This is a genomic window from Micromonospora sp. NPDC047465 (assembly GCF_040643125.1).
In the GTDB taxonomy this organism is placed as follows: Bacteria; Actinomycetota; Actinomycetes; order Mycobacteriales; family Micromonosporaceae; genus Micromonospora.
This window is the reverse complement of the sequence record NZ_JBEYTP010000028.1, coordinates 1-24,293: the sequence shown is the minus strand read 5'-3', so window position 1 is coordinate 24,293 and position 24,293 is coordinate 1. Positions and strand designations below refer to the sequence as shown.

Below are 24,293 nucleotides of genomic sequence, written 5' to 3'. Positions count from 1 at the left end.
CACACCGCACCCGCCGGCGCGCGGGTCGCCGGCCGGATTCGACCGTTGTGATCTGGTATCAATGTCCGATCTAGCGAACGCGGAGGGTGACGGTGAAATACATGGTGATGACCTACGGCGGCCCGTCGGCCTGGGAAGCACTGGCCGGCACCGGCCCGGACGCGATGTCGCCCGAGGAGATCGCCGCCCACTTCGAGGCGATGCAGGCGTTGCAGAAGGAACTGGCCGCCACCGGCGAGCTGGTCAGCGCCTTCGGGCTGTCCGAGCCGGCACGCGCGCAGACGGTCGACCTCCGCGGCGGCACGCCGGTGGTCTCCGACGGGCCCTACGCCGAGACCAAGGAGTTCCTCGCCGGGTTCGGCATCATCGATGTGGCGACCCACGACCGTGCGGTCGAGTTGGCAGCCCGGTTCGCCGGCGTCGTGTCCACCCGCGTCGAACTGCGACCCGTGCACGGATGAGCGACGACCTGCTGCGCGAACTGGCGCCACAGGTCCTGGCAGCGGTAACACGCCGCTACGGGCACTTCGACGAGGCCGAGGACGCCACCCAGGAGGCGCTACTGGCGGCGACGACGCAGTGGCCCGCCGAAGGCGTACCGGACAACCCGCGGGGTTGGCTGATCCGGGTCGCCTCCCGCCGCCTGATCGACCACCTGCGCAGCGAGCAGTCCCGTCTGCGGCGCGAGGCGACACTCGCGGCGCAGGTACCACCCGCCGACTGGCTGGCTCCGGCGGCCGACACCGGCGAGGCGTCCGACGACACCCTGACGCTGTTCTTCCTGTGCTGCCATCCCGCGCTCACAACGGCCTCGCAGATCGCTCTGACCCTGCGAGCGGTGGGCGGGCTGACCACGGCGGAGATCGCCCATGCCCTGCTCGTGCCCGAGGCGACGCTGGCACAGCGGATCAGCCGGGCCAAGCAGCGCATCAGGGACGCCGGCGCCAGGTTCGAACCACCTACCCGGCACGACTACGATGGTCGGTTGCGGGCGGTGCTACACGTGCTCTACCTCATCTTCAACGAAGGGCACACGGCGACCTCTGGTGTCGCCCTGCAGCGCACGGACCTGGCCACCGAGGCGATCCGACTGGCCCGTACGGTCCACCGGACCCGCCCCGACGACGCCGAAGTCGCCGGCCTGCTCGCGTTGCTGCTGCTCACCGACGCCCGGCGGGCGGCGCGCACCGGCCCCGCCGGCGAGCTGGTGCCGCTGGCGGAGCAGGACCGCGGCCGCTGGGATCGCCGCACCATTCACGAAGGCATCACGCTGCTCGCCGCGGCACTGGCGCACCGCCGACCGGGCCCTTACCAGATCCAGGCGGCGATCGCCGCGGCGCACAGCCAGGCCGCCCGTGCCGAGGACACCGACTGGCCGCACATCCTCACCCTGTACGACATGCTCCAGCGTTTCGACGACAACCCCGTCGTGACGCTCAACCGCGCCGTCGCCGCCGCCATGGTCCACGGGCCCCGGGCCGGCCTGACACTACTGGAAGCGCTCGACTCCGATCCCCGGATGACGGGCAACCACCGCCTGGCCGCCGTGCGGGCCCACCTGCTCCACCAAGCCGGTGAGCACGAGGCTGCCGTCGCCCATTACCAGGCCGCGGCACGGCAGACGGCGAGCATTCCGGAACGCGAGTACCTGCTCCGACAGGCCCGACTCGCCGCCCGGTAACCCATGGTGGGGACCGACGGTGGCTCAAGGGGCACCGATCCGGGCTCTCACGCCATCGACTCCGCAACCTCAAGTTGGACATTTCTCCATTTTCGGGAGGTTCAGTGTGCTTAGCTGCGGGTCGTCGTCCACCGTCACGGCCAGGAACCGTGACCCGTCGACGTCGAGCAGGACCTGCTCCACCCGGCCGGTGCGGCCAGAAACATGTCGTGCGCGTCGGTGCCGCGCTTCCGGGGCGCAACCGGACGCGGCTGCCCCGGGACAGCAGGGCGCCACCGACCAGGACGGTGTCGCTCTCCGGCGCGATCCCCGCGTCGGCACCGGGCTCCCACCACTGTCGTGAGGTGGCGGCAGCGCCGTCTCGCCGCACGGGCTCCAGGGTCCGAACGGCGCCGTGCAACCGCGCGAAAACCTCGGGCGGCATGGCATCGACGCGGTCGAGGATCGCGGCGGCCCGGGGATCGGTGGCCCGCACCTCCCGCTTCTCGGCGTCGGTGAGCGTGAGCGTACGCAGCGAGAGGATCTCGTCGATCTCGGTCGCGTCGTGCAGATCGCCCGGGCTCTCCGGTGCGATCTGCGGATGGTCGTAGAGGATGATCGGCGACGAGAGCAGGACGTCAGCGGTGCCGACCTCGCCGGCCAGCACGGGGAAGGTGTGCACGTTGCGGCATTCCTCCGCCGCGTGCGCCGCCCACTCGGGCGGGTCGAGCAGTGACAGGAATCGACCCTGGCTGACGGAGGTCAGGGTGTGGGTCGCCAGCAGGCAACACCGCAACGCCTCGTCGCGTGGGCTGGCCGCCGGAGTCGTCCGGTCCGTGTTCTCGACGCGTATCCGCAGCCGCAGCAACCGGAAAGGCGCCTGACAGGGCGCGGCGGAGATGGTGACCGATGCGGACAGCGGCCATCGCCGGCGCACCACCCGCCCCGCCGGTTCGCCCCGATCGTCGACCAACTGGTCGACGTCCTCGCCGCCGGGGACCCGGACGTCGAGGCGACGGCCGCGGCGCAGGTCGGCGACCGACGCTTCGAGGTCGAACTCCTGTGGCACGGCCTCGTCGAAGCTGAGTTCCATGCGGCTCCCGGCATCTCTGCTGTCAACCGGCCGGTGGCCGCCGTCGGTCGTCCGTTCCTCGGCCACCCGTCTTTGCAGGTGCAGGAACCGCACCCTGATCCGGACGACTGCGGTGTCCGGGACCTCCATCAGGCACTCGGTCTGCTGCCACGGCGACTCGGCCGAACCTGCCACCGTGCTGTCGGCAAGGCCGTGCGCGTCCGCCCAGGCGGGGGGCACGAGGACACCGAACTGCCAACGGACGCGGTTCTTGCCCGATGACCGCCGATAGGGGTAGAGCAGGTAGCCCTCGTACAGGATCGCCTCCGCGACCGCCTCGGCGCCGTCGATGCCACCGCCGCGCGGATGCGTCTGCTGGTGCTCCCCTCCGCGGTGCACGGAACCAGCTCCGGTGAGCCGTCACCCCGGTCTAGTCCATCCGGCCGGGTGGTCGTAAGTGCTCGTCGTCCCTGTGTGACGACGGCACTCACCGGATCGGGTGAGCACGTCCGAACGTGGGGATGCCCGTTCTGTCGACGGGCGACTGGCCGAAGGCATGAGCCCGCGCAGGGGGAGCGAGGTGGGCGCCGACGCCGCCGGCGAACGAGGTCGCCGCGTGGCACGGGTGGGTGTCAGGAAAGCAGCCGGCGGATCTCGGCGGCGGCGGGATGGTCCGGGGCGGCGGTCAGGAAACGACGCAGGGTCACCTCGGCCCGGGCCCGGTCGGACCGCCGCTGGGCCAGCCCGAGCACCAGCAGCGCGTCCGGCGAATCGGGGACGCGCGCCAGCACCTGCCGGGCCTCCCGTTCCGCGCCGGCCGTGTCGCCGGCGCGGACCAACGCGAATCCCAACCGCAGCCGCACCCCGTCGTCGGGACGGGTTCGCAACGCCTGCCGGTACAGCTCCGCCGCCTCGTCGAAGCGGCTCTGCTGCTCCAGGTCCCGGGCGAGCAGCACGGCCACCGCCGCCGGATCCGGTGGCTCGCCGCCCTCGGTCGACCCGTCGAGGCGGGCCCCGGCGGCCGCCACCGCGACGACGACGGCGACCAGACCGAGCGAGCCGGCCCGCCAGGCCAGGCGGGCCGCCGCGCCGCTCGGCCCCGGTTCCGTCGGCGCCGGCGCCGACGCCCCCCGGGCACGGGGGCGCAGCGTCCGAACCGCGGCGTACCCGGCGCCGAGCAGCGCCAGCGCTGGTACGACCCACAGCAGCAGCCCGGAACCGCGCACCGGCGGATCGGCCAGCACCTCCTCGCCGTAGCGCTGCACGAACCAGCGCCGGATGTCGTCAGGGTCGCGGCCCCGCGCGAGCTGGTCGGCCACCACCTGCCGCATGGCGGCGGCGATCGGGGAACGCGAGTCGGCCACCGACTCGCCCTGGCAGGACGGGCAGCGCAACCCGACGGCGACCGACCGGACCGGATCCTGCCGTGGTGCGGGCTGGCCCGCACGAACCATTCCGAGGACCGCCGCGGCCAGCAGGACGGCCAGCACGGCGCCGCCGAGGGCCCGACGCCGCCTCATCGGGCCAGCAGCGGCCCGAGCCGCTGCTCCAGCCACTGCCGGGTGACCACGCCCTGGCGCCGGTCCACGACCCGCCCGTCCCGGTCCACCAGGAAGGTCTCCGGCACGCCCCGGACCCCCCAGCCGATCGCCAGCGTGCCGTCGGGATCCGGCACCACCGTCATCGCCTCCGCGCCGGTCTCGCGCAGCAACGCCCGTACCGCGTCGGGCCCGTCGCGCAGGTTGATGCCGACGATCCGCAACCCGGCGGGCTCGCCCCGCCGGCCGGCCTCCGCCAGCAGCGGCAGCTCGTCGCGGCAGGGCCCGCACCAGGACGCGAACACGTTCACCAGCACCGGATGCCCCCGCACGTCGGCAAGGTTGAACCGGCCCCCGTCCAGGGTCGGGCCGGCGATCGGCGGCGCGAGGTCCCCGGTCGAGGCGCCGACCGGCGCCGACCGGTCCGGCGTGCCGAGGCCGGCGGCGAGGCCGGCGCCGACGGCGGCGGTGACCACCAGCACCAGCGCCGGCCACAGCCGCGCGCGGAGCACGCTCACACCCGCACCTCCGGCCGCGTGACAGCCGCCGCGGTCGGGACGGCGGTCCCGGGCGCAGGGCGGCGCCGCACCGCCGCCGGCACCGCGAGCAGCCCACCGGCCGCCGTCAGCCCGCCACCGACCCACAGCAGAGCCACCAGCGGATTCACCGCGAGCCGTACGGTCGCGCTGCCGCCGTCCGCGCCGGCGGCGATCAGCGTGACGTAGACGTCCCGGACCACTCCGGTGCGGATCTGCGGAACGGTGACGGCGGTGTCGTGGGCGGGAAAGTAGCGCAGGGCCGGCGCCAGTGTCCCGCCGCCGTCGTGCTCGAGTCGGGCGGTCACCGCCATCCGATCCGTGTCGCCCGTTCGACGCACCTCCAGCAGCCGCACCTGGACCCCGCCGACGCGCAGGGCCTCGCCCACCCGGATCTCCCGCTCGATGCTGCTGCCGTACGCCGACGAGCCGGCGACCCCGACGGCGACCAGCGCGATCCCGGCATGCGCCAGCAGTCCGCCGAGCCTCGCAGCGCCCAGCCGGGGGGCGGCCGTCACGACGCGGGCGGCCCGGACGGCCTGCCCCGCCACGCCGGCGAGGACGAACGCCGCGGCCCCGAACGCGGCGAGGGCGGGCGCACCGGGGCGGCCGGCCCAGCCCAGCACGGCCACGACGGCCAGCGCGACGCCGAACGGCACGCCCAGCCGGCGCGGCGCGCCCGCCCGCCGGGCCGACACCACCGCGGGCACCACGCCCATCACCAGGAGCACCACGACGGCCAGCGGCACCGCGGTCCGCTGGTAGTAGCGGGGGCCGACGGCCGTCCGGATCCCACCGAGCGACTCGGACAGCAGCGGGAAGATCGTGCCGACCAGCACCATCGCCGCGATGGTGAGCAGCAGGACCCCGTTGACCAGAACGGCCGCGCCCCGCGACCGCACCGGCGTGCGGCTCCGCGGGACCGCGCCCGGGCCCCGCCATCCCACCAGCACGGTCGACACCGCGACGGCGAGCACGACGAAACCCAGCAGCATCGGTCCGAGCGGCGACTCGGTGAACGCGTGCACGCTGGCCACCGCGCCGGAGCGGGTGAGGAACGTGCCGAGCAGCACCAGCAGGAAGCTCGCGCAGGCCAGCACGACGTTCCAACCCGCCCGCGCCCGCGCCCGCGCGCCGCCGAGCGCCGTGTGCAGCAGCGCGGTGGCGGTCAGCCAGGGCAACAGGGAGGCGTTCTCCACCGGATCCCAGGCCCAGTATCCGCCCCAGCCCAGCACCGCGTAGGACCACCAGGCGCCGAGCCCGATCCCGGCGGTGAGCGCCGACCAGGCGACCAGGGCCCAGGGCCGGGCGGCGCGCAGCCAGTGGTGCCCGTCCCGGCCGGCGAGCAGCCCGGCGAGCGCGAACGCGAACGGCACGACCAGGCCGATGTAGCCCACGTAGAGCAGGGGCGGGTGCACTCCCATCGCGGGATGCTGCTGCAGCAGTGGGTTGGGTCCGGGACCGTCGAGCGGCACCGGCCGCACCTCCCGGAACGGGTTCGCCGCGAAGTAGGTCAGCGCGAAGAAGAACATGCCGACCGCGCTGACCACGAGCATGGCGTACGCGTGCAGCCGGGCCGGGTGCCGCGACGCCCGAGTTGCCAGCAGCGCGGCGATCGCGCAGTGGATGACCAGCCACAGCAGCAGCGAGCCGTCCAGCGCCGACCAGAGGCTGGTGACGGTGTAGTAGACCGGCACGTCCCGTCCACCGTTCTCGGCCACGAAACGGACGCTGAAGTCGTGGCGCAGCAGGGCGTACTCCAGCACGGCGCCGCCGAGGACGGCGGCCAGGAAACTGGCGACGGTCGCGGCGCGCGCCACCCTGACCGGCCCGCCGGACAGCCCGGCGCGCAGCCAGAGCAGGGCGGCGAGGGTGGCCGTGACCAGGCCGGCGGCGAGGCTCGCGGTGCCGAACTCACCGGCCATCCGCCGGCCCTCCCGGGGTTGTCGGAGGCCGGTACTCGTTGCCGTGCCGAACGACGACCTGATCCGCGTCGAAGACCCCGTCGGCGGAGAAGCGGCCTTCGACGACGGCCGCCTCGCCCTCCCGGAAGGTCTCCGGCGGCACACCGCGCTGCCGCACGGCGACCTCGTGGCCGTCCTCCGCGAGCCGGAACTCCGTCCGATCGGAGGCGCGGCGCAGCGAGCCGGGCACCACCTGGCCGCTCACCCGCAGCCGTTCCTGACGGACCTCCGGATCCCGGGACACCTCCGCCGGGGTGCGGTAGTAGGTGAGAGTGCCCTGCATGGCGGCGGCCGCCAGCAGGGCACCGGCGGAGAGGCCGACCAAGCCGACTGCGATCCGGCCGATGCGGCGGGTCATCCCGTCCGGACCGGCGTCCGGGCTGCAGTCGCCTGCCGCACCGCAGGGGTGGACCGGCGTTCCAGGGCTGCCAGCCGGCGCAGCAGGACGTAGAGGGCGGCGGCCGTCGCGGCGGCGACCGCGAGCAGCAGAGCCGTCCCCATCCGGGGGTCGATCGGGGGGCGCTGCGGCGCGAGCACCGTCGCCTGTTGGTGCAGGGAGCGCCACCAGACGACCGAGAAGTGCACCACCGGTACCAGCAGGAACCCGGCAACGCCGACGGCGGCCACCGAGCGGGCGACCCGATGGTCGGCGCTGTCCGCCGCGACGTGCCGCTCGCTGAGCAGGCGGCGCAACGCCAGGTAGCCGGCGTACACCGCCAGCAGCAGGGCGCTGCTCACCAGCCGCGGATCCCAGGCCCACCACGTGCCCCACACGAGATGGCCCCAGACGGCGCCGGTGGCGATCGTGACGGCGGTCAGCACGACGCCGATCTCGGCCGCCGACCGGGCCAGCCGGTCGAACCGCAGATCCCGGTTGAGCAGGTAGGCGCCGCTGCCGAGCAGGACGACCGCGAAGGCGGCGTACGCCACCCACGCGGCCGGGACGTGCAGGTACATCAGCCGCTGCGCCTGCCCCTGGAGCTGGTCCGCAGGCGCCACCAACCCGCCTGTCAGGGTCGCCGCGGCGGCCAGCCCGCCGGCGATCCAGGCCAGGGTGCGGCGGCCGGCGGCGGCCCGTGGGGTATCCGCGGCGAGATCGAGGACCCGCTGGTGCATGATCTCCCTGTCCGCGCCCCGAACCGGGCGCTTCCGCTGGCTATCGCTCGAACAGGAGGCTAGCGGCCCAAAGAAGGCGATAGACGGCTTTTGGCATAATTGCGGCCCAAAGCGGTTCGTGCCGCTACCGTCCCTGGCGGTGGACAGGTCAGCGGCGTCGACGGCCGGTGGGACCGCGCGGCGGTCACACCGTCGCACCGTCATGGCGCTCGGCACCCTGGCGGCGCTGTTCGCCCTGACCTCCTGTGCCACGGACGCGCCGTCGACGCTCGATACCGCGGGGACCGGCGCCGCGCGCGTCGAGCGGACCTGGTGGCTGCTGTTCTGGATAGCCCTGGCGGTCTTCGTCGAGGTGATGGCGCTGCTGGCCTGGGCGCTGCTGTTCCGCCGCGCACCGACGACCCGGGTCCGGCACGGCCAGCCACTGCGCTTCGTGGCCGTCGCCGGCGCCGGCGTTCCGCTGCTCATCCTGGTCGCGGTCTACGGCGTCGGGCTGCGGGACCTGGCGATGCTCGGCGCCGGCCCGGAGCCGCAGGCGCCGACCATCGAGGTCACCGGCCACAAATGGTGGTGGGAGGTGCGGGTGCCGGGGATCGACGGAGCGACCGCCAACGAACTCCACATCCCGGTGGGGGAGCGGGTCCGGGTGCGGCTGCGGACCGCGGACGTGCTGCACAGCTTCTGGGTGCCGCAGCTGATGCCCAAGACCGACCTGATCGCCGGCGAGACCCGTGAGACGTGGCTGCAGGCCGAGCGGGCGGGCACCTACCGTGGCCAGTGCGCCGAGTACTGCGGCACCCAGCACGCGCACATGGCGTTCCTGGTGGTGGCTGAGCCCCGCCCCCAGTTCGACGCCTGGCTGGCCCGACTTGGCTCGCCGGCCCGGCAACCGCGCACCGACGCCGAACAGCGCGGGCGGCAGGCGTTCGTCCAGGGCACCTGCGCCGGCTGCCACGCCATCCGCGGCACCGGCGCCGACGGCCGCGCCGGTCCCGACCTGTCCGACGTCGGTTCCCGCTGGAGCATCGGCGCCGGCGCGGTGCCGAACGACACCGGCCACCTCGGCGGCTGGATCGCCAACCCGCAGACCGTCAAACCCGGCAGCTACATGCCGCCGCAACCGATCGACGCCGCCCGGCTGCCGGACCTCATCGCGTACCTGCAGTCGCTGAAGTGACCACACGGGGGAGGTGACGACATGTCGACCGCTGCCGCGCCGCCGACCGGCGCGACCCGCGAGGACCTGGCACGGCTGCAACAACACTGGGACGAGCGGCCATCCCTGGTCGCCTGGTTCGGCACCGTCGACCACAAGAAGATCGGGCGGCGCTACCTGGTCACCGCCGGACTGTTCTTCGCCCTCGCCGGCATCAGCGCGCTGGCCATGCGCACCCAACTGGCCCGCCCCGAATCCACCCTGCTCACCCCGGACGAGTACAACCAGCTGTTTACCATGCACGGCACGGCGATGATCTTCCTGTTCGCCACCCCGATGCTCTTCGGCTTCGGCAACTACCTGGTCCCGCTCATGATCGGTTCGCGGGACATGGCGTTTCCGAAGCTGAACGCGCTCGGCTACTGGATCTTCCTCTTCGCCGGGCTGTTCATGTGGGCCAGCCTGCCCTTCGGCGCGGCCCCGAACGCCGGCTGGTTCGCGTACGTGCCGTTGGCCGGTGAGCAGAGCATGCCCGGGATGAACATCGACGTCTACACCCTCGGGCTGCTGTTCCTCGGCATCGCCACCACCGCCGGCTCGATCAACTTCATCGTCACCGCGCTGAAGCTGCGCGCCCCCGGCATGTCGCTCGACCGGGTGCCGCTGTTCGTCTGGGCGATCGTCGCCACCGCGTTCATGGTGATCTTCGCGTTGCCCGCGTTGAACCTGGACAACGCGATGCTGTTCCTCGACCGCCGCTTCGGCACCCACTTCTTCGATCCGGAGGCCGGCGGCAACGTGCTGCTCTGGCAGCACCTGTTCTGGATCTTCGGCCATCCGGACGTCTACATCATCGTGCTGCCGGCACTGGGCATCGTCTCGGCGGTGCTGCCGGCCTTCACCCGCCGGGGCGTGGTCGGCTACGCGCTGATCGTGCTCTCCATCGTGTCCATCGCGATCATCTCCTTCGGCGTGTGGGTGCACCACATGTTCGCCACCGGGCTGCCGCAGCTGTCCTACAGCTTCTTCAGCGCGGCCAGCACGGTCATCACCATCCCGTCGGGCATCCAGATCTTCGCCTGGCTGGCCACCATGCTGCTCGGCCGGCTGGTCCTCCGGGTGCCGATGTTGTTCGTGATCGGATTCCTGGTGACCTTCGTGGTCGGCGGCTTCACCGGCACCATGTTCGCGATCACCGCCTTCGACCAGCAGATCACCGACTCGTACTTCGTCGTGGCGCACTTCCACTACGTGCTCGTCGGCGGCGCGCTGTTCCCGATCCTCGCCGGCATCTACTACTGGCTGCCGAAGATCACCGGGAGGATGTACCACGAGCGGCTCGGCCGGTGGGCCTTCGGGCTGGTGTTCACCGGCATGCAGGTCACGTTCTTCCCGATGCACCTCTACGGCCTGTGGGGCATGCCGCGACGCGTCTACACCTATCCCGGAGAACTGGGCTGGGAGCGGTGGAACCTGGTCAGCACAGCCGGGGCGTACCTCCTCGCGGTCGGGCTGCTGCTCGTGCTGATCGGGGTCGGGCACGCGATCCGGCGCGGCCGGCCCGCCCCGGCCGATCCGTGGGGCGGGGACAGCCTGGAGTGGGCGACCCCATCACCACCACAGCCCTACAACTTCCCGGTGCTGCCGCGGGTGCACAGCCTGCACCCCGCCTGGGACGCCCGGAGCATGGAGTCGATGGGCGCGGGCGCCACGGGTGACCGGATCCTCGCCGACGGCCGGACGACGCTGATCACCAGCGAACTGGACGGCCGGCGCGAACGCGCGGTCCAGATGCCCGAGGCCTCCCTGCAGCCGCTCCTGGTCGCCGTGGAACTGCTCGTCTTCTTCACCGCGATGTTGTTCGCCTGGTACCCGGTCGCCGCCGCCGCCGCGCTGGCCGTCGCCGCGACGCTGGCCGTCTGGCTCTGGCCGCCGCGCCGGCCAGCGGCGGAGCCGGGGGTGACCGGATGAGAGCCGCCCGAGGCGGCATCGCGGCGGCCACCGGCGCCGAGGCGCTGACCACGGAACTGCCGGTCGGCCGCTCCATCGGCTGGTGGGGAATGGTCATGTTCGTCGCCACCGAGGCGACCCTGTTCGCCTACCTGCTCGGCAGCTACTTCTACCTGCGCTTCCAGCACGGTTCCCCGTGGCCCCCCGACGGAATCGCCGAGCCGGCGCTGCTGCGCCCGCTGGTGATGACCGCGGTGCTGCTGCCCAGCAGCCTGCCCCTGATCTGGGCGGAACGCGGCATCCGCGCCGGGCAGCGCCGGCGGTTGAACATCGGCGTCGCGGCCACCCTGCTCCTCGGGCTGACGTTCCTGGCCCTGCAGGCCACCGAGTACGCCGAACTGCTGCGTGAGTTCACCATGACCACCAACGTCTACGGCTCACTGTTCTACGTCATCACCGGGTTCCACGGCCTGCACGTGCTGGTCGGGCTGACCATGCTGAGCCGGCTGCTCGCCGCCTCGCTGCGCGGCGGCAGCCTTGGGGGCCACCGCCACGACCGGGTCCGCAACACGGCCATCTACTGGCACTTCGTCGACGCGGTGTGGGCCGCCATCCTGTTCACCGTCTACCTCTCGCCGTGGCTGTGATGAGCGTCCAGCCCGGTCAGCGCGCCCGCCTCGCCGGTGGGCTGCTGCTCTGGTACGGGGTCCTCGGCGGCGCGCTCGCCTGGGCCGTACACCTGATCGTCGCCTGGGGCGTCGACGAACTCACCTGCGCCACCGGCTCCACGCACGTCGGCGCTGTGCCGCTGCACCTGGTCGTCACCCTGGCAGTGGTGCTGCCGGCCCTGGCCACCGTGGGATCGCTGCTCGCCGCCGGACTGGCCTGGCGGCGCATCCGCCAGGACGGCGAGGACCGGTCCGTCTCCCGCACCAGGATGCTCGCCGTCGTGGGAATCTGGCTGAACCTGCTCTTCCTGACCATCATCGTCCTGGGCGGGGCCGCCCTGCTGGTGCTGGCGCCATGCCAGTGATGACCGCGACCGGCGGCGTGCCGCAGGAGGCCTCCGTCGTGGCCGGGCTGCTCGACATCCTGCTCGTGCTGACCCTGGCCCTGCTGGCCGCCGGCTACGGCCGCGGCGTGCACGAGCTCTGGGCACGCCGCGGCGCGGGACGCGTCCTGCCGGGCTGGCGGGTGGCCACCTTCGGCCTCGGCGTGCTGGTCGCGCTCGCCGCGCAGGGCCCTCCGCTGACCGACCTGGCCGGGCGGTCGTTGACCGGGCACATGATCCAGCACATGGCCCTGCTGCTGGTCGCCGGGCCGCTGCTCGCCGCAGGCGCCGCCGGGCTGCCGCTGACCCTCGCCTGCCCGCAGCCGCTACGGCAACGACTGGCCCGGCTCCGGGCCGCCCCCACCGCCCGGTGGCTGCGCCGGCCGGTGACCACGGCTGCGCTGGCCGGTGGGGTGCAGACGCTGGTGCTGTGGGTCTGGCACCTGCCCGGGCCCTACGTCGCCGCCCTGCAGCAGCCGCTCGTGCACGCCGTCGAGCATCTCTGCTTCGTCACCGCTGCCTGGCTGCTGTGGGCGCCGGTGCTCGGCGCGCCGCAGCACCGCCTGCCCGCCCCGATCGCGGTGCTACTCCTGATCGCCACGATGCTGCCGGCCTCGGCGCTGGGCGCGGTGCTCACCTTCGCGCCGCAACCGGTCTACCCGGCCGAGGCGCTCGGCCCCAACCCGCTCACCGACCAACAGGTGGCGGGCCTGCTGATGTGGGCGCCGATGGACGTGGCCGTGCTGGTCGCGACGCTGACCATCTTCCTGCGCTGGCTGCTGCGCCTGCACCGGCAGCGCCCGGACCGGGTGACCCCGCCGGAACCGAGCGGCCCGGTCGTCACCACGCATACCGGAGCGGGGACGCGATGACGCGAAGAATCCGGTCGCTGTGGCCGGTCCTGCTGGTGTTGCCGGTCGTGCTCGTCGCGCCCGGCTGCGCCAGCACCGCCCCGCCGCCACCGCCGGAGGTCCGCGTCGGCTTCCCCGAGCGCGGCGCACAGCTCATCGTCGAGCACGGCTGCGGCTCCTGCCACGTGATCCCGGGCATCGACCGGGCGAACGGGCTGGTCGGCCCGCCCCTGACCCGCTTCGGCGCCCGCTCCTACATCGCCGGCGCGTTGCCGAACAACGCCGACAACCTGCGGCGCTGGATCGCCGACCCACAGGCGGTCGAGCCCGGCACCGCCATGCCGGACCTGGGCATCGACCCGATCGACGCGCAGGACATCGCCGCCTACCTGTACACCCTGGACTGAGACCGTGGACCAACGAGCAACGATCACCGCCGGACGGGGCCGCAGGGCGCGGCTGCATCCCCGGCGGGCCCTCGCCGTCGGTGCGGTGCTGGCGCTCGCCGCCGGACCCGGCGTCGCGGCGCAGCCCGACCCCCGACCGGCCACGTTCGCACCGGCCACGCCAGCACCGGCCACGTCCGCACCGGCCACGTCCGCACCGGCCACGTCCGCACCGGCCACGTCCGCACCGGCCACGTCCGCACCGGCCACGTCCGCACCGGCCGACCGCGGCGCCGAGCTCTACCGGCAGCACTGCGCCAGCTGCCACGGCCCACAGGGCCAGGGCGCCCAGCGGGGACCCTCCCTGATCGGTGTCGGGCCCGCCTCGGTCGACTTCCAGGTCTCCACCGGCCGGATGCCGCTCTCGACCGAGCAGCAGCAGCCCCGACGCGCCGAGCCGGTGTTCTCGGCCGGCGAGATCGCGGCGCTGGTCGGCCACGTCGGCGCCTTCGGCGGCGGCCCGCAGATCCCGCAGGTCGCACCCGGCAGCGTCACCAACGGCCGGGACATCTTCGCCGCCACCTGCGCACCCTGCCACGGCGCGACCGGAGCGGGCGCGTACCTGACCGACGGATCGATCGCCCCACCCCTGTACGACGCGACCGCGGTGCAGGTGGCCGAGGCGGTACGGGTCGGTCCCGGTCTGATGCCGGTCTTTCCCAGCCAGCTCCTCAGCGACCAGCAGGTCAACGACGTGGTCACCTACGTGCGGAAGTTGCAGAGCGACCGGCTGGACCGGGGCGGGAACCCGTTGGGCCGGTTGGGCCCGCTGGCTGAGGGACTCGTGGCGTGGATCGTCGTGCTGGGACTGCTCGTCGCGGCAGCGCGCTGGCTGGGCGGGAGGGCTGGCGAGTGAGCAACAGCGGTGCACCGCCGCCCGACCGGGGTGTGACCCGCCGCATCGTCGCGGCCTTCCTGGTCAGCGCCGCCGGAGCGGCCGGCTTCGCGGTGACCTACGTCCTCGGCGGCCAGACGCAGTGGGAGGGCGTCTCGCTCGCGGTGGCCTTCGCCGGTCTGGCCGTGGGGCTCGCGGTCTGGGGGCGGCGGCTCGTGCCGTCCGGCGGCTACGTCGAGGAGCACGCCGGCTTCACCCCGCCCCCGCGCACGCAGGCGCTGGCGGCGGCGGAGCTCACGGCCGAGGACAGCCCGCTGCGCCGCCGTGGCCCGCTCGCCGCGCTCGGGCTGGCGCTGGCCGCCCTCGGCGTCACCGCGCTCTTCCCGCTGCGCTCCCTGCTGCCGTTCGACCGCGCCCGCCCGGTGACGGCACGGAAGGACACGCCCTGGGGCTCCGGTGTGCGGCTGGTGACCCGCGAGGGGCGACTGTTACGCCCCGAGGACGTGCCGGCGGACACGATGGTCGCGGTCTTCCCGGAAGACGACGTCGAAACCGGTGACGGGCCCGCCTTCGCCGTCCGCCTCGACCCGCGACGCTTCACCCGGCCACCGGCCGGCGGTCACCTCGACGGCTTGGTCGTCTACTCGCTGCTGTGCACACACGCCGGCTGCCCGGTCCGCCTCTACCTGGCAGGTACCGCCCAACTGCTCTGCCCCTGCCACCAGTCCTCGTTCGACCTGCTCGCCGCGGCCCGTCCGGTGTCCGGCCCGGCCGCCCGAGCGCTGCCCGGGTTGCCGATCGAGGTCGGTCCGGACGGCCACCTGCGCGCCACCGGTGACTTCACCGCCCCACCCGGCGCCGGCTTCTGGGGCCGGCCGTGATCGTCGACCGGTTCGCCCGCGCCCTCGACGACCGGCTGCGGCTGTCTCCCGTCGCCCGCAAAGCCCTGGCCAAGGTGTTCCCCGACCACTGGTCGTTCATGCTGGGCGAGATCGCGCTCTACTCGTTCGTCGCGCTGATCCTCACCGGCGTCTACCTGACCCTCTTCTTCGACCCCAGCGCCGCCGAACGCGTCTACCAGGGCAGCTACGCGCCGCTGGATGGCGTCCCCACCTCCGCCGCGTACGCCTCGACGGTGCGGTTGAGCTGGGACGTGTCTGCCGGGTTGCTGATCCGGCAGACACACCACTGGGCGGCGCTGGTCTTCGTCGCCGCGATCGTGGTGCACCTGATCCGGATCTTCTTCACTGGGGCGTACCGCAAGCCGCGCGAGATCAACTGGCTGATCGGCGTCACCATGCTGGCCCTGGCCCTGTTCAACGGCTTCACCGGCTACTCGTTGCCGGACGATCTGCTCTCCGGCATGGGCCTGCGGATCCTCGTCTCGGTGACGGAGTCCGTCCCGCTGGTCGGGCCGTGGCTGGCGTTCCTGGCTCTCGGCGGCGAGTTTCCCTCCGACGAGATGATTCCCCGGATGTTCGTCAGCCACGTGCTGCTGGTCCCGGCCGTCCTCGTCGCGCTGGTGTCGATCCACCTGGCGATCATCGTGCGGCAGACGCACAGCCAGTTCCCGGGCCCGGGACGGACCGAACACAACGTCGTCGGCTCCCGGCTCTGGCCCAGCTACGCCCTGCGCTCGCTGGCCCTGTTCGCCTGGGTGCTCGCCGTGCTGTTCGCCCTCGGCGGGCTGGTGCAGATCAACCCGGTGTGGATCTACGGACCGTTCGAACCGGCCGAGGCCACGGCCCCCGCCCAACCCGACTGGTACGTCGCCTTCGGCGACGGGGCGCTGCGCCTCTTCCCGCCGTGGGAGATCCGAATCGCCGGGTACCTCGTGCCCGCCCCGTTCGTCCCCGGGGTGGTGCTGGGCGGGCTGACCTTCCTCGCCCTGTACGCCTGGCCGTTCGCCGAGCGGCTGCGCACGAAGGACCGCCGGCCGCACCAACTGCTCGACCGCCCCCGCGACCACCCCGCGCGCATCGGCATCGGCGTAACCGCCATCACCTTCTACGGGGTGCTGACCGTCGCCGCGGGCGACGACATCATCGCCCGGCTGCTGGACGTGCCGACCCATGCCGTGCGCTCGCTGCTGCAGGTTCTGGTCCTGCTGCTGCCCGTGGCGGCCGGGCTGCTCGCGTACCTGGTGGCGCGGGCCCTGAACCGCGGCGACGCCGCCGGGATCGGCGATCTCACCCGCGCCGACCTGCGGCGGGCCGTCGGTGGGCCCCGCCGCGACGGCGACGCGGGGGCGCACCAGCCGCCCGGGCCTGCCGCACAGGCGCCCCTGCCAGGCGAGCGGATCGAGATGTGGTCCGAGGGTGACCTGTGGCGCTGGCGCTACCGCGACGACGCCCGGGACGTCACCATCCACGGCAACCTGTCGGGGGAGTCGGAGCAGGAGGTGGCCCGTGCGTCCCGGCTGGCGTACCCGGGGGTGGACCGCGTCGTCGTTCCCGGGCCCCCGCTGCCGGTTCCCGGCCTCCGGTCCGCGCTGCGCCGCTGGGGCGACGCCGCGCTCGGGGTGTCCCTGCTGGTGACGGCCCTGGCCCAGCGGCGGCGGGAGCGCAGACCGGACCGTCCCGGCCCGGACGGCGACCGGCCGGACGGGCGGTCGGGGCCGTCGGACTGACCGGTACGGCGATGACGGAACTGCGGGGACCGCACGGGACTTGTCTCGGTGGCGGTCAAGGCGGTTCTGCTCCACGTCACCGCGGTCGTCGGCCTGCGCACCACCATCCTGGCCACCCACGCCTCGGGCTGTGTCGAAGTCCGTCACAGCCACCCGTTGATGGCGGCGACGTGCACGGCGGCTTCGTAGCACTGGAGACGGGCGGCCGGCCCGGGCGCGGCGGAAGCGCCGTCGACACCGGCCGGTGTTTACCGCGCTCGACGCCGCCCTTGCGCTGCAGGTGTGGCGGCCCGTCGTATGGCAGTGTGTGGACGGCCTTAGCCAGCGGCTTTGGCGATGATGCGGTCCATCTCCTCTCGACCGAAGGCCCGTAGGGTCGTGGTACGGACGTTGCCCGCCCCGCCGAGATGCAGGAGCGCTGCGGCGGCGGTTTCGTCGTCGGGCGCCTCGACGAGGGCCACGACGTCGTACGGACCGACGGTCCAGTAAATGTTCAGGAGATTCGCCCCGAGATTCTGGGTCGCTGCGGCGAAAGCCTCGGCGCGCTTCGCGGTGTCCTTGTAGCCTCGGATCCCCTGATCGGTCCAGTTCAGCAACGCGATATACGTTGGCATCGGTCCTTCACCTCCATGAAGAGACCTCATCGTAAGGTTAATTCAGGGCATAACAGCCGGAATCTGCGTCAAGTGCGCACCAGAACGAGTGCCCTCGTCGTCCGGTGGGCGGATCCCCTCCGGCAACTCTCACCTCTGGCGCACCCCGCTCAGCGGCCTCCCGCCGACAGCCGTACATCCAGCGACGGCGACCCGACAAGTCCGACCGGTATCCACGCCGCTGCACGCCCACGAACCAACCCCACCGCAACGGCCGAAATGAATCAGCCACTACGCGGATCAGATGCCCTCTTCAGTAGCTTCGCCGCGGCGCGCCGCGTCGCGGATCACGCGAGCGGCGTCGTCGCTGGAGCAGCCGGTGGCGCGGAGCAGATCGCCGGCGGCGACGCGTACCTGTGTCACGACGGCGTTGCCGTAGGTTCGCACGCCCTCGCGTTGGGCTTGTCCTGCTTGCTCAGCGGCCTGGACGGCCCGGTGCCGCGCGGCATCGAGGGAACGTCCACGGGGACAGTCCTGCTGTAGTTGCCGTATCGCGTCGGACAGGGTGTCGACGGCGTCGGGCAGTGCCGCGGGCAGCGGTTCCTGGTGGCGGATGAGGATCGCCGCTCGGCGGGCGAGGTCCCGGCTGTCGCCGATGACCCAGTACATGCAGTTGACGGCTCGGGCGTACCGTTCGAACTCCGTGCGTCGGTTCCACCGGACCGGGGCGATGGTCACCACTTCCTGGGCGCCGCTGAGTGCCTCGCGGAGCCGCTGCACGTCCGGCTCCATCGCCCCCAGTCCGTCCAGTGCCTGTTGGGCCTGGTCGGCGTCGTGGGCGCGCATCGCCTCGGCGATCCCGCGTAGGTAGCCGTTGAGGGTGTGCACGATGGGGGCGGCGGCCCGGTTGAGCACTCTGATCGGGTTGAGGGGCAGCAACAGCGCGACCACCACGAGGCCGACCAGGCTGCCGGCGACCGCGTCAACGATCCTGGGCACCTCGAGGTTCCGGTCGCTCGGGGACAACGTCGCGATCAGCACCGCCGTGCCGGCGACCTGGCTGACCAGCGTTCCGGCGCCTCCGGCGATGCCCAGCGCAAACCCGACGGCCAGGCAGACCACCACACCTGTCTGCCACGGGCCGGTGCCGATAAGGAAGATCAAACCGTCGCCGATTGCGATCCCAAGTCCCACCCCGGCCAGCAAGATGCCGGTACGTCGGGCACGCTGGCCGACAGCGGCGACGATGGTGCCGACCGCCGCGCTGGGCGCGAAGACAGGACTCGGATTGCCGAGCAGGTCATGCGCCAACCACCACGCCAGCGCCGCGGCGAGACCAGACTGCACCGCGATCACCGCGATGATCTCCATCTGACGTCGCCGCAGCCGCCCCCCTCTCTCGCCGCGCCGCCATGCGCGGGCCGCGACCCGTCGCGCGCTGGCATCAAGCGAAGCAAGCGGCATGCGGTCACGCGCTTGTGGTCGGGAGTCCGCCATGGCCGAGCCTACCCGCGGAGCCGCTGTCGAATCGGCCCGTCTGGCCGACCTGGGTGCCCCTGGCCGTCGCCTCGCCCCACGTCCGCACGGGGGCGACCAGTGCTGCGTCGGGCGGTGAGAAGCCAGGGCCCATGGGAGCGGCCACCCCGCTGGAGCGATGGGCCCTGAGGGATGCCACGGAAATGCCACACCCTCTCGACGGCGTGGCATGCCGGGCCCACCGTACGGCGAGGCATCGTACGGTGCGGGCGTGACGAAGTGCCGTGCCCGGACGCAGGCCGCTGCTGACGCCGAGTACCGGCGGCGCGGAGCCAGCCGGCGAGCGGCGAGCTACCTGAACGCCCCGGCTCCACCGGAGCCATCGACATCCCCCCATTTCCGGCAAGCCGTCGCACAAGCCGCGCTGTCTGGGTCATTGACGGCTATGCCGTCAGATCAAAGTTGCGCTGTCCCGCGACGGTGACGACCGCGACGAGCAGCCCGCGATTGACGGTGGGAGCTCACGGCGCACTGTTAGGCAGCGTTGCGGTTGGGTGGTAGCCAGCTCGGATGGCGACAGGCGCAGGGGTAGCCCAACGATCAGGCGCCGGTCCGAGGCCTGGACGACCCGGACACCACTGGCTCGCGTCAGGGCGCCATCCAGGACAGAGCGTCAGGCCGCCGTGCCCTCGACTCCGCTTCGGACAACGGCCGTTCCGCCGACCCGGGTCAAGATGCCCTCCGGGGTGGTCGTCGCGGTGGCGAACACCAGGGACGGGCGCCCGGCCGAGTGTCCCTGTTCGACCTCGACGATGCTCCGGCCATGTGTCACATGAAGGTGCGCGGCGAGGCATCCGCTGCTGTTGGCGTTGACGACATCCTCGCCGACTCCGATGGCGGGCGCGAACATGCGCGCCACCGCCCTGCCGTCGACCGGAGACATCGCGTAGGCAAAGCAGCCGAGATAACCGAGGCGGCGGCATTCAGCGGCGAGCCGGGGCAGATCCGGTCGCAGGGAGCGCAGGATCGACGCCGTCTTGACGGGCACGAGCAGTCGCGGCGTTCCCGGCGACGCGACGCTCGGGGTGTCGTCCGCGGCGATGGCGTCCGCCCCGACACCGAGGGCGCCGAGGACCCCGTCGAGGCCCGCGGGAGCGCCGTCCTGAAGACCGATGAGGCCCTGGTCGAACCACACCTCGATGCCGTCGTCGCGCTCGACCGCCGTGGTCTCGAAGATGCGGCCACCGGTCCGCTGGTGCCCGTAATGCTCCGCTGAGCCGCGACGGCGCAGCAGGAACGCCTGGGCGGCCACGGTGCCGTGCCCGCAGTTGGTGAGCTCGCCATGCGTGGTGAAGAACCGGACAATGTCCGTACCGGTGTCCACGAACGCCGCGTGTGAGGTACCTGCGTCGCGAACTGCCACGCGGCGCGCGCCATCGTCGAGTGCCGGGTCGTCGATCAGCACGGCGGTGGGGCTGCCGCCTTGTCCCCCGAGCGTGCAGGCGTCGACGATCGTCACGTCGCGGCGGGAGAAGCCGGTCATGCCGGCATCCCTTTGTCGGTAGATGCCGCGTGGCCGGCGAGGGCGCCCGCCCAGTCGTCGGACCAGCGTACAAGCGGGCACAGCGCCTGGTAGGCGTCGTGCCCGAGCACGCTGGGGGCGTACGCGGTATCTGGTCGCTGCTCGACGATGCGGGCCATTGGCAGCTCGGCCGGTCGGTCCTGCACGTCGATTCCGCCCGCCTTCCCCAGCGTTACGTTTCCGACACGGTACCGCCTCGCGGTCATTCGCCTTCTCCGCCGCTGACGGGCTGTTGCTCAGCGTTGTCCTCGGGACCGTGGCTCCGCTCGGCCGCGGGCCGCCCGAGCGGAGCCGGTCAGGGAACCTCGGGTCAGCCGAGGGTGGCGGTGTCGATGACGAACCGATAGCGGACGTCGGAGGCGAGGACGCGTTCGTAGGCGTCGTTGATCTTGTCGGCGGAGATGAGTTCGACGTCGGCGCCGATGCGGTGTTCGGCGCAGAAGTCGAGCATCTCCTGGGTCTCGCGGATGCCGCCGATCATCGAGCCGGCGTAGGAGCGTCGAGCGCCGATGAGGGAGAAGACGTTGAGGGTCAGCGGCTCGGCGGGGGCGCCGACGTTGACGAGGGTGCCGTCGACGGCGAGCAGGTTCAGGTAGGCGTCGACGTCGATGGAGGCGCTGACCGTGTTGATGATCAGGTCGAACCGGCCGGCGAGCTGCTGGAAGGTGTCCGGGTCGCTGGTGGCGTGGTAGTGGTCGGCGCCCAGACGGAGTCCGTCCTCCTGCTTCTTCAGCGACTGGGACAGCACGGTCACCTTGGCACCCAGGGCGTGGGCGATCTTGACTGCCAGGTGCCCCAGCCCGCCGAGGCCGACGATGGCGACCTTCTTGCCCGGGCCAGCGCCCCAGCGGCGCAGCGGCGAGTAGGTGGTGATGCCCGCACACAGCAGCGGCGCGGCGGCCGCGAAGTCGATTCCCTCCGGCACCGACAGGACAAAATCGGCATCGACCACGACGTGGGTGGCGTAGCCGCCCTGGGTGACGGTGCCGTCCCGGTCGACCCCGCCGTAGGTGGGCAGCATGCCGTTGACGCAGTACTGCTCGTCGCCGGTGCGGCAGTTCACGCAGTCCCGGCAGGCGTTCACCATGCAGCCGACCCCGACCCGGTCCCCGACCTGGTGCCGGGTGACCTCGGGGCCCACCTCGGTGACGATGCCGACGATCTCGTGGCCGGGCACCAGCGGGTAGGGCTGGGGTCCCCAGTCACCGCGAACGGTGTGGATGTCGGAGTGGCAGATGCCCGCGTACGTGATCTCGATGAGCACGTCGTTGGGACCGACGTCACGCCGCTCGATGATCGTGGGGGTCAGCGGCTCGGACGGGCTGGGTGCTGCGTAGGCGTGAACACGCATGATGGTTGCTCCTGTTCTTCGTGACGAGGCTTGGTCGCGGCGCGGCCGGTTGCGCTTACGGGCACCCGCCCGAGCAGGGCGTCGGGGCGCCGCCGTCGCGCGGGATGGCGCTGGTGCCGCATTATGCGGGCTCAGGCGGCGGCCCGCTGCTCGGCGCGTTCATCGCCATCCAGGAAACCTCGTCTGTGACCTGCCGGGGAGTCTCTGATGGAAGGTGTACTGCCAGGGCACCCCACGGCGAGCCGCAGGAGGTACGCCGGAACGCGGACAATCGCACCGAGGTCCGCGAGGTTCCTCGCCTCGTGGCGAGCCAGGATCACCCCTGTGCAGGCGGGGCTTCGCAGAGCCGCCGATGCGCGGCCTGCCGGTACCCATGTCCCGAGCGGCGCTTCTGCCCAAGTCACCGGCATCGGGATCAGGCGGGGTGGCCAGGGCGGACCACGCGGACAGGTCAGGCCGGGGACGCGGTCGACCGTGGCGTCAATCCGTGAAAGCGGCCTGTGTGTCGGCGTCCGCTTCCTGGGAGGCGGCCCAGGAGGCGAGCAGGCGTAGCGCGTCCTCGGATGGGGAGCCGGGCTCGGCGGTGTAGATCGTGAGGGTGAGGCCGGGCTCCGCGGCCATCTCCAGCCCTTCGTAGGCGAGGGTCAGGTCGCCGACGATGTGGTGGCGGAACGTTTTGGCGCCGGTGCCATGGTGCCTCACGTTGTGGGCTCCCCAGCGTTCCCGGAACTCGCCACTGCGGGTCGAGAGCTCTCCCACGAGGTCGTGGAGGTCCTTGTCGTGGGGGTCGCGGCCCGCTTCCGTACGGAGGATGGCGACGCAGACGTCGGCGGCGAGATCCCATTCCGGGTAGAAGCGGTGCGCCTTCTCGTCCAGGAAGGTGAACCGCGCGATGTTGGCGGGGCGCTGCGGATCGGCGTACACGTCGGCGTAGAACGCGCGGGCGAGCCGGTTCGCGGCGAGCAGGTCCATGCGGCCGTTGCGCACGAACGCGGGGCCCTGGGTCACCGCGTCGAGGGTCCATTGCAGGCTGGGGCGCGCCGACCACTGCCGCGCGGTGCGGCGCCGGGGCCGCATGAGGGCGCTGCTGCCCTCCGCGGCTCGGGCGAGGTCGAACAGGTGCGCCCGCTCTGCGTCGTCGAGTTGGAGCGCCCGTGCGATGGCGTTCAGCACACCAGGCGACACTCCGGCGATGGAGCCTCGTTCGAGTTTCGAGTAGTACTCGATGCTCACGCCGGCGAGCGACGCGACTTCGCTGCGGCGTAGTCCCGGGACCCGCCGCCTGGTGCCGGCGGGCAGGCCGGCCTGCTCCGGGCTGATCTTGGCGCGCCGCGAGACGAGGAACTCGCGGACCTCCGTGCGGTTGTCCACGTCTCGACCGTACGTGTCACGGCCAGCCAATGGGGTGCCCTGTCAGTACACCTTCCAGGAGAAACTCCCTGAGCGGGCGCTGCCGGGGTTCGCTGGATGGCGATGAACGCACCGCCGCGCCCAGTGGGAGCGGCTGTCGTGGCCCCGGGCGGGCAGCACGCCCGGATGGCGGCATCATCAGAGTTGCGGCGTGGAAACCCGGCCGTTCAGGGCCGGGAGGAAACGCCGCTGCCTCCCCTCAATGATCGTGTAACACAGTGGACCGCTAGAATGTGAAAAGTGGGCGGGATGGTGAAGCGGGCGTACAAGTACCGCTTCTATCCCACCGGTGAGCAGGCCGAACAACTCCACCGCACCTTCGGGTGCGTACGTCTGGTCTACAACAAAGCCCTCGAGATGCGGACCCGCGCATACGCCACGGAACGCCACTCGATCAGCTACGCCGCATCGTCGGCGGCCCTGACCGAATGGAAACGCACGGAGGAGTTGGCGTTCCTCAACGAGGTGTCCAGCGTTCCGCTGCAACAAGCGCTGCGGCATCTGCACGCCGCCTACACGGCATTCTTCGCCAAACGCGCCCGATACCCCCGTTTCAAGTCCAAGAGGAAGTCCCGGGCCAGCGCCGAGTACACCCGGTCGGCGTTCCGCTGGCGGACGGGAAACTGACTCTCGCGAAGATGGACGCCCCGCTGGACATTGTGTGGTCGCGTCCGCTGCCCGACGGCGCCGTACCGTCCACCGTCACCGTGTCCCGAGACGCGGCCGGCCGCTGGTTCATGTCCCTGCTCGTCGAGGACCCGACCATCCAGCCACTCCCACCGGTTGACACGGCGGTCGGCGTCGACGCGGGCCTGACCAGCCTGGTGACCCTGTCCACCGGGGAAAAGGTCACCAACCCCCGCCACGAGCGAGCCGACCGGCGGAAACTCGCCAAGGCCCAGCGGGACCTGGCCCGCAAGGAGAAAGGCTCGGCCAACCGGGCCAAAGCCCGACTCAAGGTCGCCAGGATTCACGCCCGGATTGAGGTTCCCCCGGTAACGCGGAGGGCTGGTTAGCAGGTTAGGGCCTGCTCATGGGTGGTGTTCACGGGGTTCGGTGGATCGATGTTCTTTGCGT

At 72.3% G+C, this 24,293-nt stretch carries 25 protein-coding genes; 15 read left to right on the top strand and 10 right to left on the bottom strand.

Features of this window, described 5'->3' with window-relative positions; genetic code table 11:
* Window positions 1–101 precede the first annotated feature (101 nt).
* The 4 genes from ABZ793_RS23490 (at window position 102) to ABZ793_RS23475 (ending at window position 3,014) form a co-directional block, all read left to right on the top strand.
* Complete coding sequence (locus ABZ793_RS23490) at window positions 102–461, top strand: YciI family protein (RefSeq protein WP_357460938.1); 360 nt, start codon at window positions 102–104, stop codon at window positions 459–461.
* A complete protein-coding gene (locus tag ABZ793_RS23485; RefSeq protein ID WP_357460806.1) occupies window positions 458–1,681 on the top strand; it encodes a sigma-70 family RNA polymerase sigma factor in 1,224 nt (407 codons plus the stop codon). The genes ABZ793_RS23490 and ABZ793_RS23485 overlap by 4 nt, the downstream gene beginning before the upstream one ends.
* A 394-nt stretch (window positions 1,682–2,075) precedes the next feature.
* Complete coding sequence (locus tag ABZ793_RS23480; RefSeq protein WP_357460803.1) at window positions 2,076–2,396, top strand: hypothetical protein; 321 nt, start codon at window positions 2,076–2,078, stop codon at window positions 2,394–2,396.
* A gap of 33 nt (window positions 2,397–2,429) precedes the next feature.
* Window positions 2,430–3,014: a hypothetical protein gene (locus ABZ793_RS23475; protein WP_357460801.1), complete on the top strand. Its 585-nt coding sequence runs from the start codon at window positions 2,430–2,432 to the stop codon at window positions 3,012–3,014.
* A gap of 350 nt (window positions 3,015–3,364) precedes the next feature.
* Here ABZ793_RS23475 and ABZ793_RS23470 read toward each other — a convergent pair whose 3' ends face one another.
* From ABZ793_RS23470 to ccsA, 5 genes are read right to left on the bottom strand one after another with little or no spacing between them, the layout of a single operon-like run.
* Complete coding sequence (locus ABZ793_RS23470; RefSeq protein ID WP_357460799.1) at window positions 3,365–4,252, bottom strand: cytochrome c-type biogenesis protein CcmH; 888 nt, start codon at window positions 4,250–4,252, stop codon at window positions 3,365–3,367.
* Entirely contained in the window at window positions 4,249–4,788 is a 540-nt protein-coding gene (locus ABZ793_RS23465; protein ID WP_357460795.1) for a redoxin domain-containing protein, read from the bottom strand. The genes ABZ793_RS23470 and ABZ793_RS23465 overlap by 4 nt, the downstream gene beginning before the upstream one ends.
* On the bottom strand, window positions 4,785–6,731 hold the full coding sequence (locus ABZ793_RS23460) for a cytochrome c-type biogenesis CcmF C-terminal domain-containing protein (protein WP_357460793.1): 1,947 nt from the start codon (window positions 6,729–6,731) through the stop codon (window positions 4,785–4,787). The genes ABZ793_RS23465 and ABZ793_RS23460 overlap by 4 nt, the downstream gene beginning before the upstream one ends.
* Window positions 6,721–7,128, bottom strand: a complete 408-nt coding sequence (locus ABZ793_RS23455; RefSeq protein ID WP_357460790.1) for a cytochrome c maturation protein CcmE — start codon at window positions 7,126–7,128, stop codon at window positions 6,721–6,723. The genes ABZ793_RS23460 and ABZ793_RS23455 overlap by 11 nt, the downstream gene beginning before the upstream one ends.
* Complete coding sequence (gene ccsA / locus ABZ793_RS23450; protein WP_357460787.1) at window positions 7,125–7,886, bottom strand: cytochrome c biogenesis protein CcsA; 762 nt, start codon at window positions 7,884–7,886, stop codon at window positions 7,125–7,127. Before ccsA ends, ABZ793_RS23455 begins: the two co-directional genes overlap by 4 nt.
* A 202-nt stretch (window positions 7,887–8,088) precedes the next feature.
* On the opposite strand from ccsA, the gene ABZ793_RS23445 reads away from it, so the two are divergent.
* Genes ABZ793_RS23445 through ABZ793_RS23405 form a run of 9 tightly spaced genes read left to right on the top strand, consistent with a single transcriptional unit; the run spans window position 8,089 to window position 16,804 of the window.
* On the top strand, window positions 8,089–9,063 hold the full coding sequence (locus ABZ793_RS23445) for a cytochrome c oxidase subunit II (protein ID WP_357460784.1): 975 nt from the start codon (window positions 8,089–8,091) through the stop codon (window positions 9,061–9,063).
* A gap of 21 nt (window positions 9,064–9,084) precedes the next feature.
* Window positions 9,085–11,013 carry a cytochrome c oxidase subunit I gene (gene ctaD / locus ABZ793_RS23440; protein WP_357460781.1) on the top strand — a complete coding sequence of 643 codons (1,929 nt, stop codon included), beginning with the start codon at window positions 9,085–9,087 and terminating at the stop codon, window positions 11,011–11,013.
* Window positions 11,010–11,639 (top strand): heme-copper oxidase subunit III, encoded by a 630-nt coding sequence (locus tag ABZ793_RS23435; RefSeq protein WP_357460778.1) that lies wholly within the window; start codon window positions 11,010–11,012, stop codon window positions 11,637–11,639. Before ctaD ends, ABZ793_RS23435 begins: the two co-directional genes overlap by 4 nt.
* Window positions 11,639–12,025: a hypothetical protein gene (locus ABZ793_RS23430; RefSeq protein WP_357460775.1), complete on the top strand. Its 387-nt coding sequence runs from the start codon at window positions 11,639–11,641 to the stop codon at window positions 12,023–12,025. The genes ABZ793_RS23435 and ABZ793_RS23430 overlap by 1 nt, the downstream gene beginning before the upstream one ends.
* Window positions 12,025–12,915, top strand: a complete 891-nt coding sequence (locus tag ABZ793_RS23425; protein WP_357460773.1) for a cytochrome c oxidase assembly protein — start codon at window positions 12,025–12,027, stop codon at window positions 12,913–12,915. Before ABZ793_RS23430 ends, ABZ793_RS23425 begins: the two co-directional genes overlap by 1 nt.
* Window positions 12,912–13,301, top strand: a complete 390-nt coding sequence (locus tag ABZ793_RS23420) for a c-type cytochrome (protein WP_357460771.1) — start codon at window positions 12,912–12,914, stop codon at window positions 13,299–13,301. The genes ABZ793_RS23425 and ABZ793_RS23420 overlap by 4 nt, the downstream gene beginning before the upstream one ends.
* A gap of 4 nt (window positions 13,302–13,305) precedes the next feature.
* A complete protein-coding gene (locus tag ABZ793_RS23415) occupies window positions 13,306–14,196 on the top strand; it encodes a c-type cytochrome (protein ID WP_357460769.1) in 891 nt (296 codons plus the stop codon).
* A complete protein-coding gene (locus ABZ793_RS23410; protein WP_357460767.1) occupies window positions 14,193–15,056 on the top strand; it encodes a Rieske 2Fe-2S domain-containing protein in 864 nt (287 codons plus the stop codon). Before ABZ793_RS23415 ends, ABZ793_RS23410 begins: the two co-directional genes overlap by 4 nt.
* The gene (locus tag ABZ793_RS23405) at window positions 15,053–16,804 is read left to right on the top strand and encodes a ubiquinol-cytochrome c reductase cytochrome b subunit (protein WP_357460764.1); all 1,752 of its coding nucleotides are present in this window, start codon (window positions 15,053–15,055) and stop codon (window positions 16,802–16,804) included. Before ABZ793_RS23410 ends, ABZ793_RS23405 begins: the two co-directional genes overlap by 4 nt.
* A 317-nt stretch (window positions 16,805–17,121) precedes the next feature.
* Here ABZ793_RS23405 and ABZ793_RS23400 read toward each other — a convergent pair whose 3' ends face one another.
* The 5 genes from ABZ793_RS23400 to ABZ793_RS23380 form a co-directional block, all read right to left on the bottom strand.
* Entirely contained in the window at window positions 17,122–17,418 is a 297-nt protein-coding gene (locus ABZ793_RS23400; protein ID WP_357460762.1) for a GYD domain-containing protein, read from the bottom strand.
* A 279-nt stretch (window positions 17,419–17,697) separates the two neighbouring features.
* Complete coding sequence (locus ABZ793_RS23395; RefSeq protein WP_357460759.1) at window positions 17,698–18,768, bottom strand: FUSC family protein; 1,071 nt, start codon at window positions 18,766–18,768, stop codon at window positions 17,698–17,700.
* A gap of 778 nt (window positions 18,769–19,546) precedes the next feature.
* On the bottom strand, window positions 19,547–20,416 hold the full coding sequence (locus ABZ793_RS23390; RefSeq protein WP_357460756.1) for a PhzF family phenazine biosynthesis isomerase: 870 nt from the start codon (window positions 20,414–20,416) through the stop codon (window positions 19,547–19,549).
* A 349-nt stretch (window positions 20,417–20,765) separates the two neighbouring features.
* Window positions 20,766–21,809 carry an NAD(P)-dependent alcohol dehydrogenase gene (locus ABZ793_RS23385; RefSeq protein ID WP_357460935.1) on the bottom strand — a complete coding sequence of 348 codons (1,044 nt, stop codon included), beginning with the start codon at window positions 21,807–21,809 and terminating at the stop codon, window positions 20,766–20,768.
* A gap of 477 nt (window positions 21,810–22,286) precedes the next feature.
* Window positions 22,287–23,177: a helix-turn-helix transcriptional regulator gene (locus tag ABZ793_RS23380; protein WP_357460754.1), complete on the bottom strand. Its 891-nt coding sequence runs from the start codon at window positions 23,175–23,177 to the stop codon at window positions 22,287–22,289.
* Window positions 23,178–23,465: 288 nt separating this feature from the next.
* Here ABZ793_RS23380 and ABZ793_RS23375 point away from each other — a divergent pair, with 288 nt between their 5' ends.
* Window positions 23,466–23,843: a transposase gene (locus tag ABZ793_RS23375; RefSeq protein WP_357460932.1), complete on the top strand. Its 378-nt coding sequence runs from the start codon at window positions 23,466–23,468 to the stop codon at window positions 23,841–23,843.
* A gap of 11 nt (window positions 23,844–23,854) precedes the next feature.
* Window positions 23,855–24,232 carry a transposase gene (locus ABZ793_RS23370; RefSeq protein WP_357460752.1) on the top strand — a complete coding sequence of 126 codons (378 nt, stop codon included), beginning with the start codon at window positions 23,855–23,857 and terminating at the stop codon, window positions 24,230–24,232.
* Window positions 24,233–24,293 lie beyond the last annotated feature (61 nt).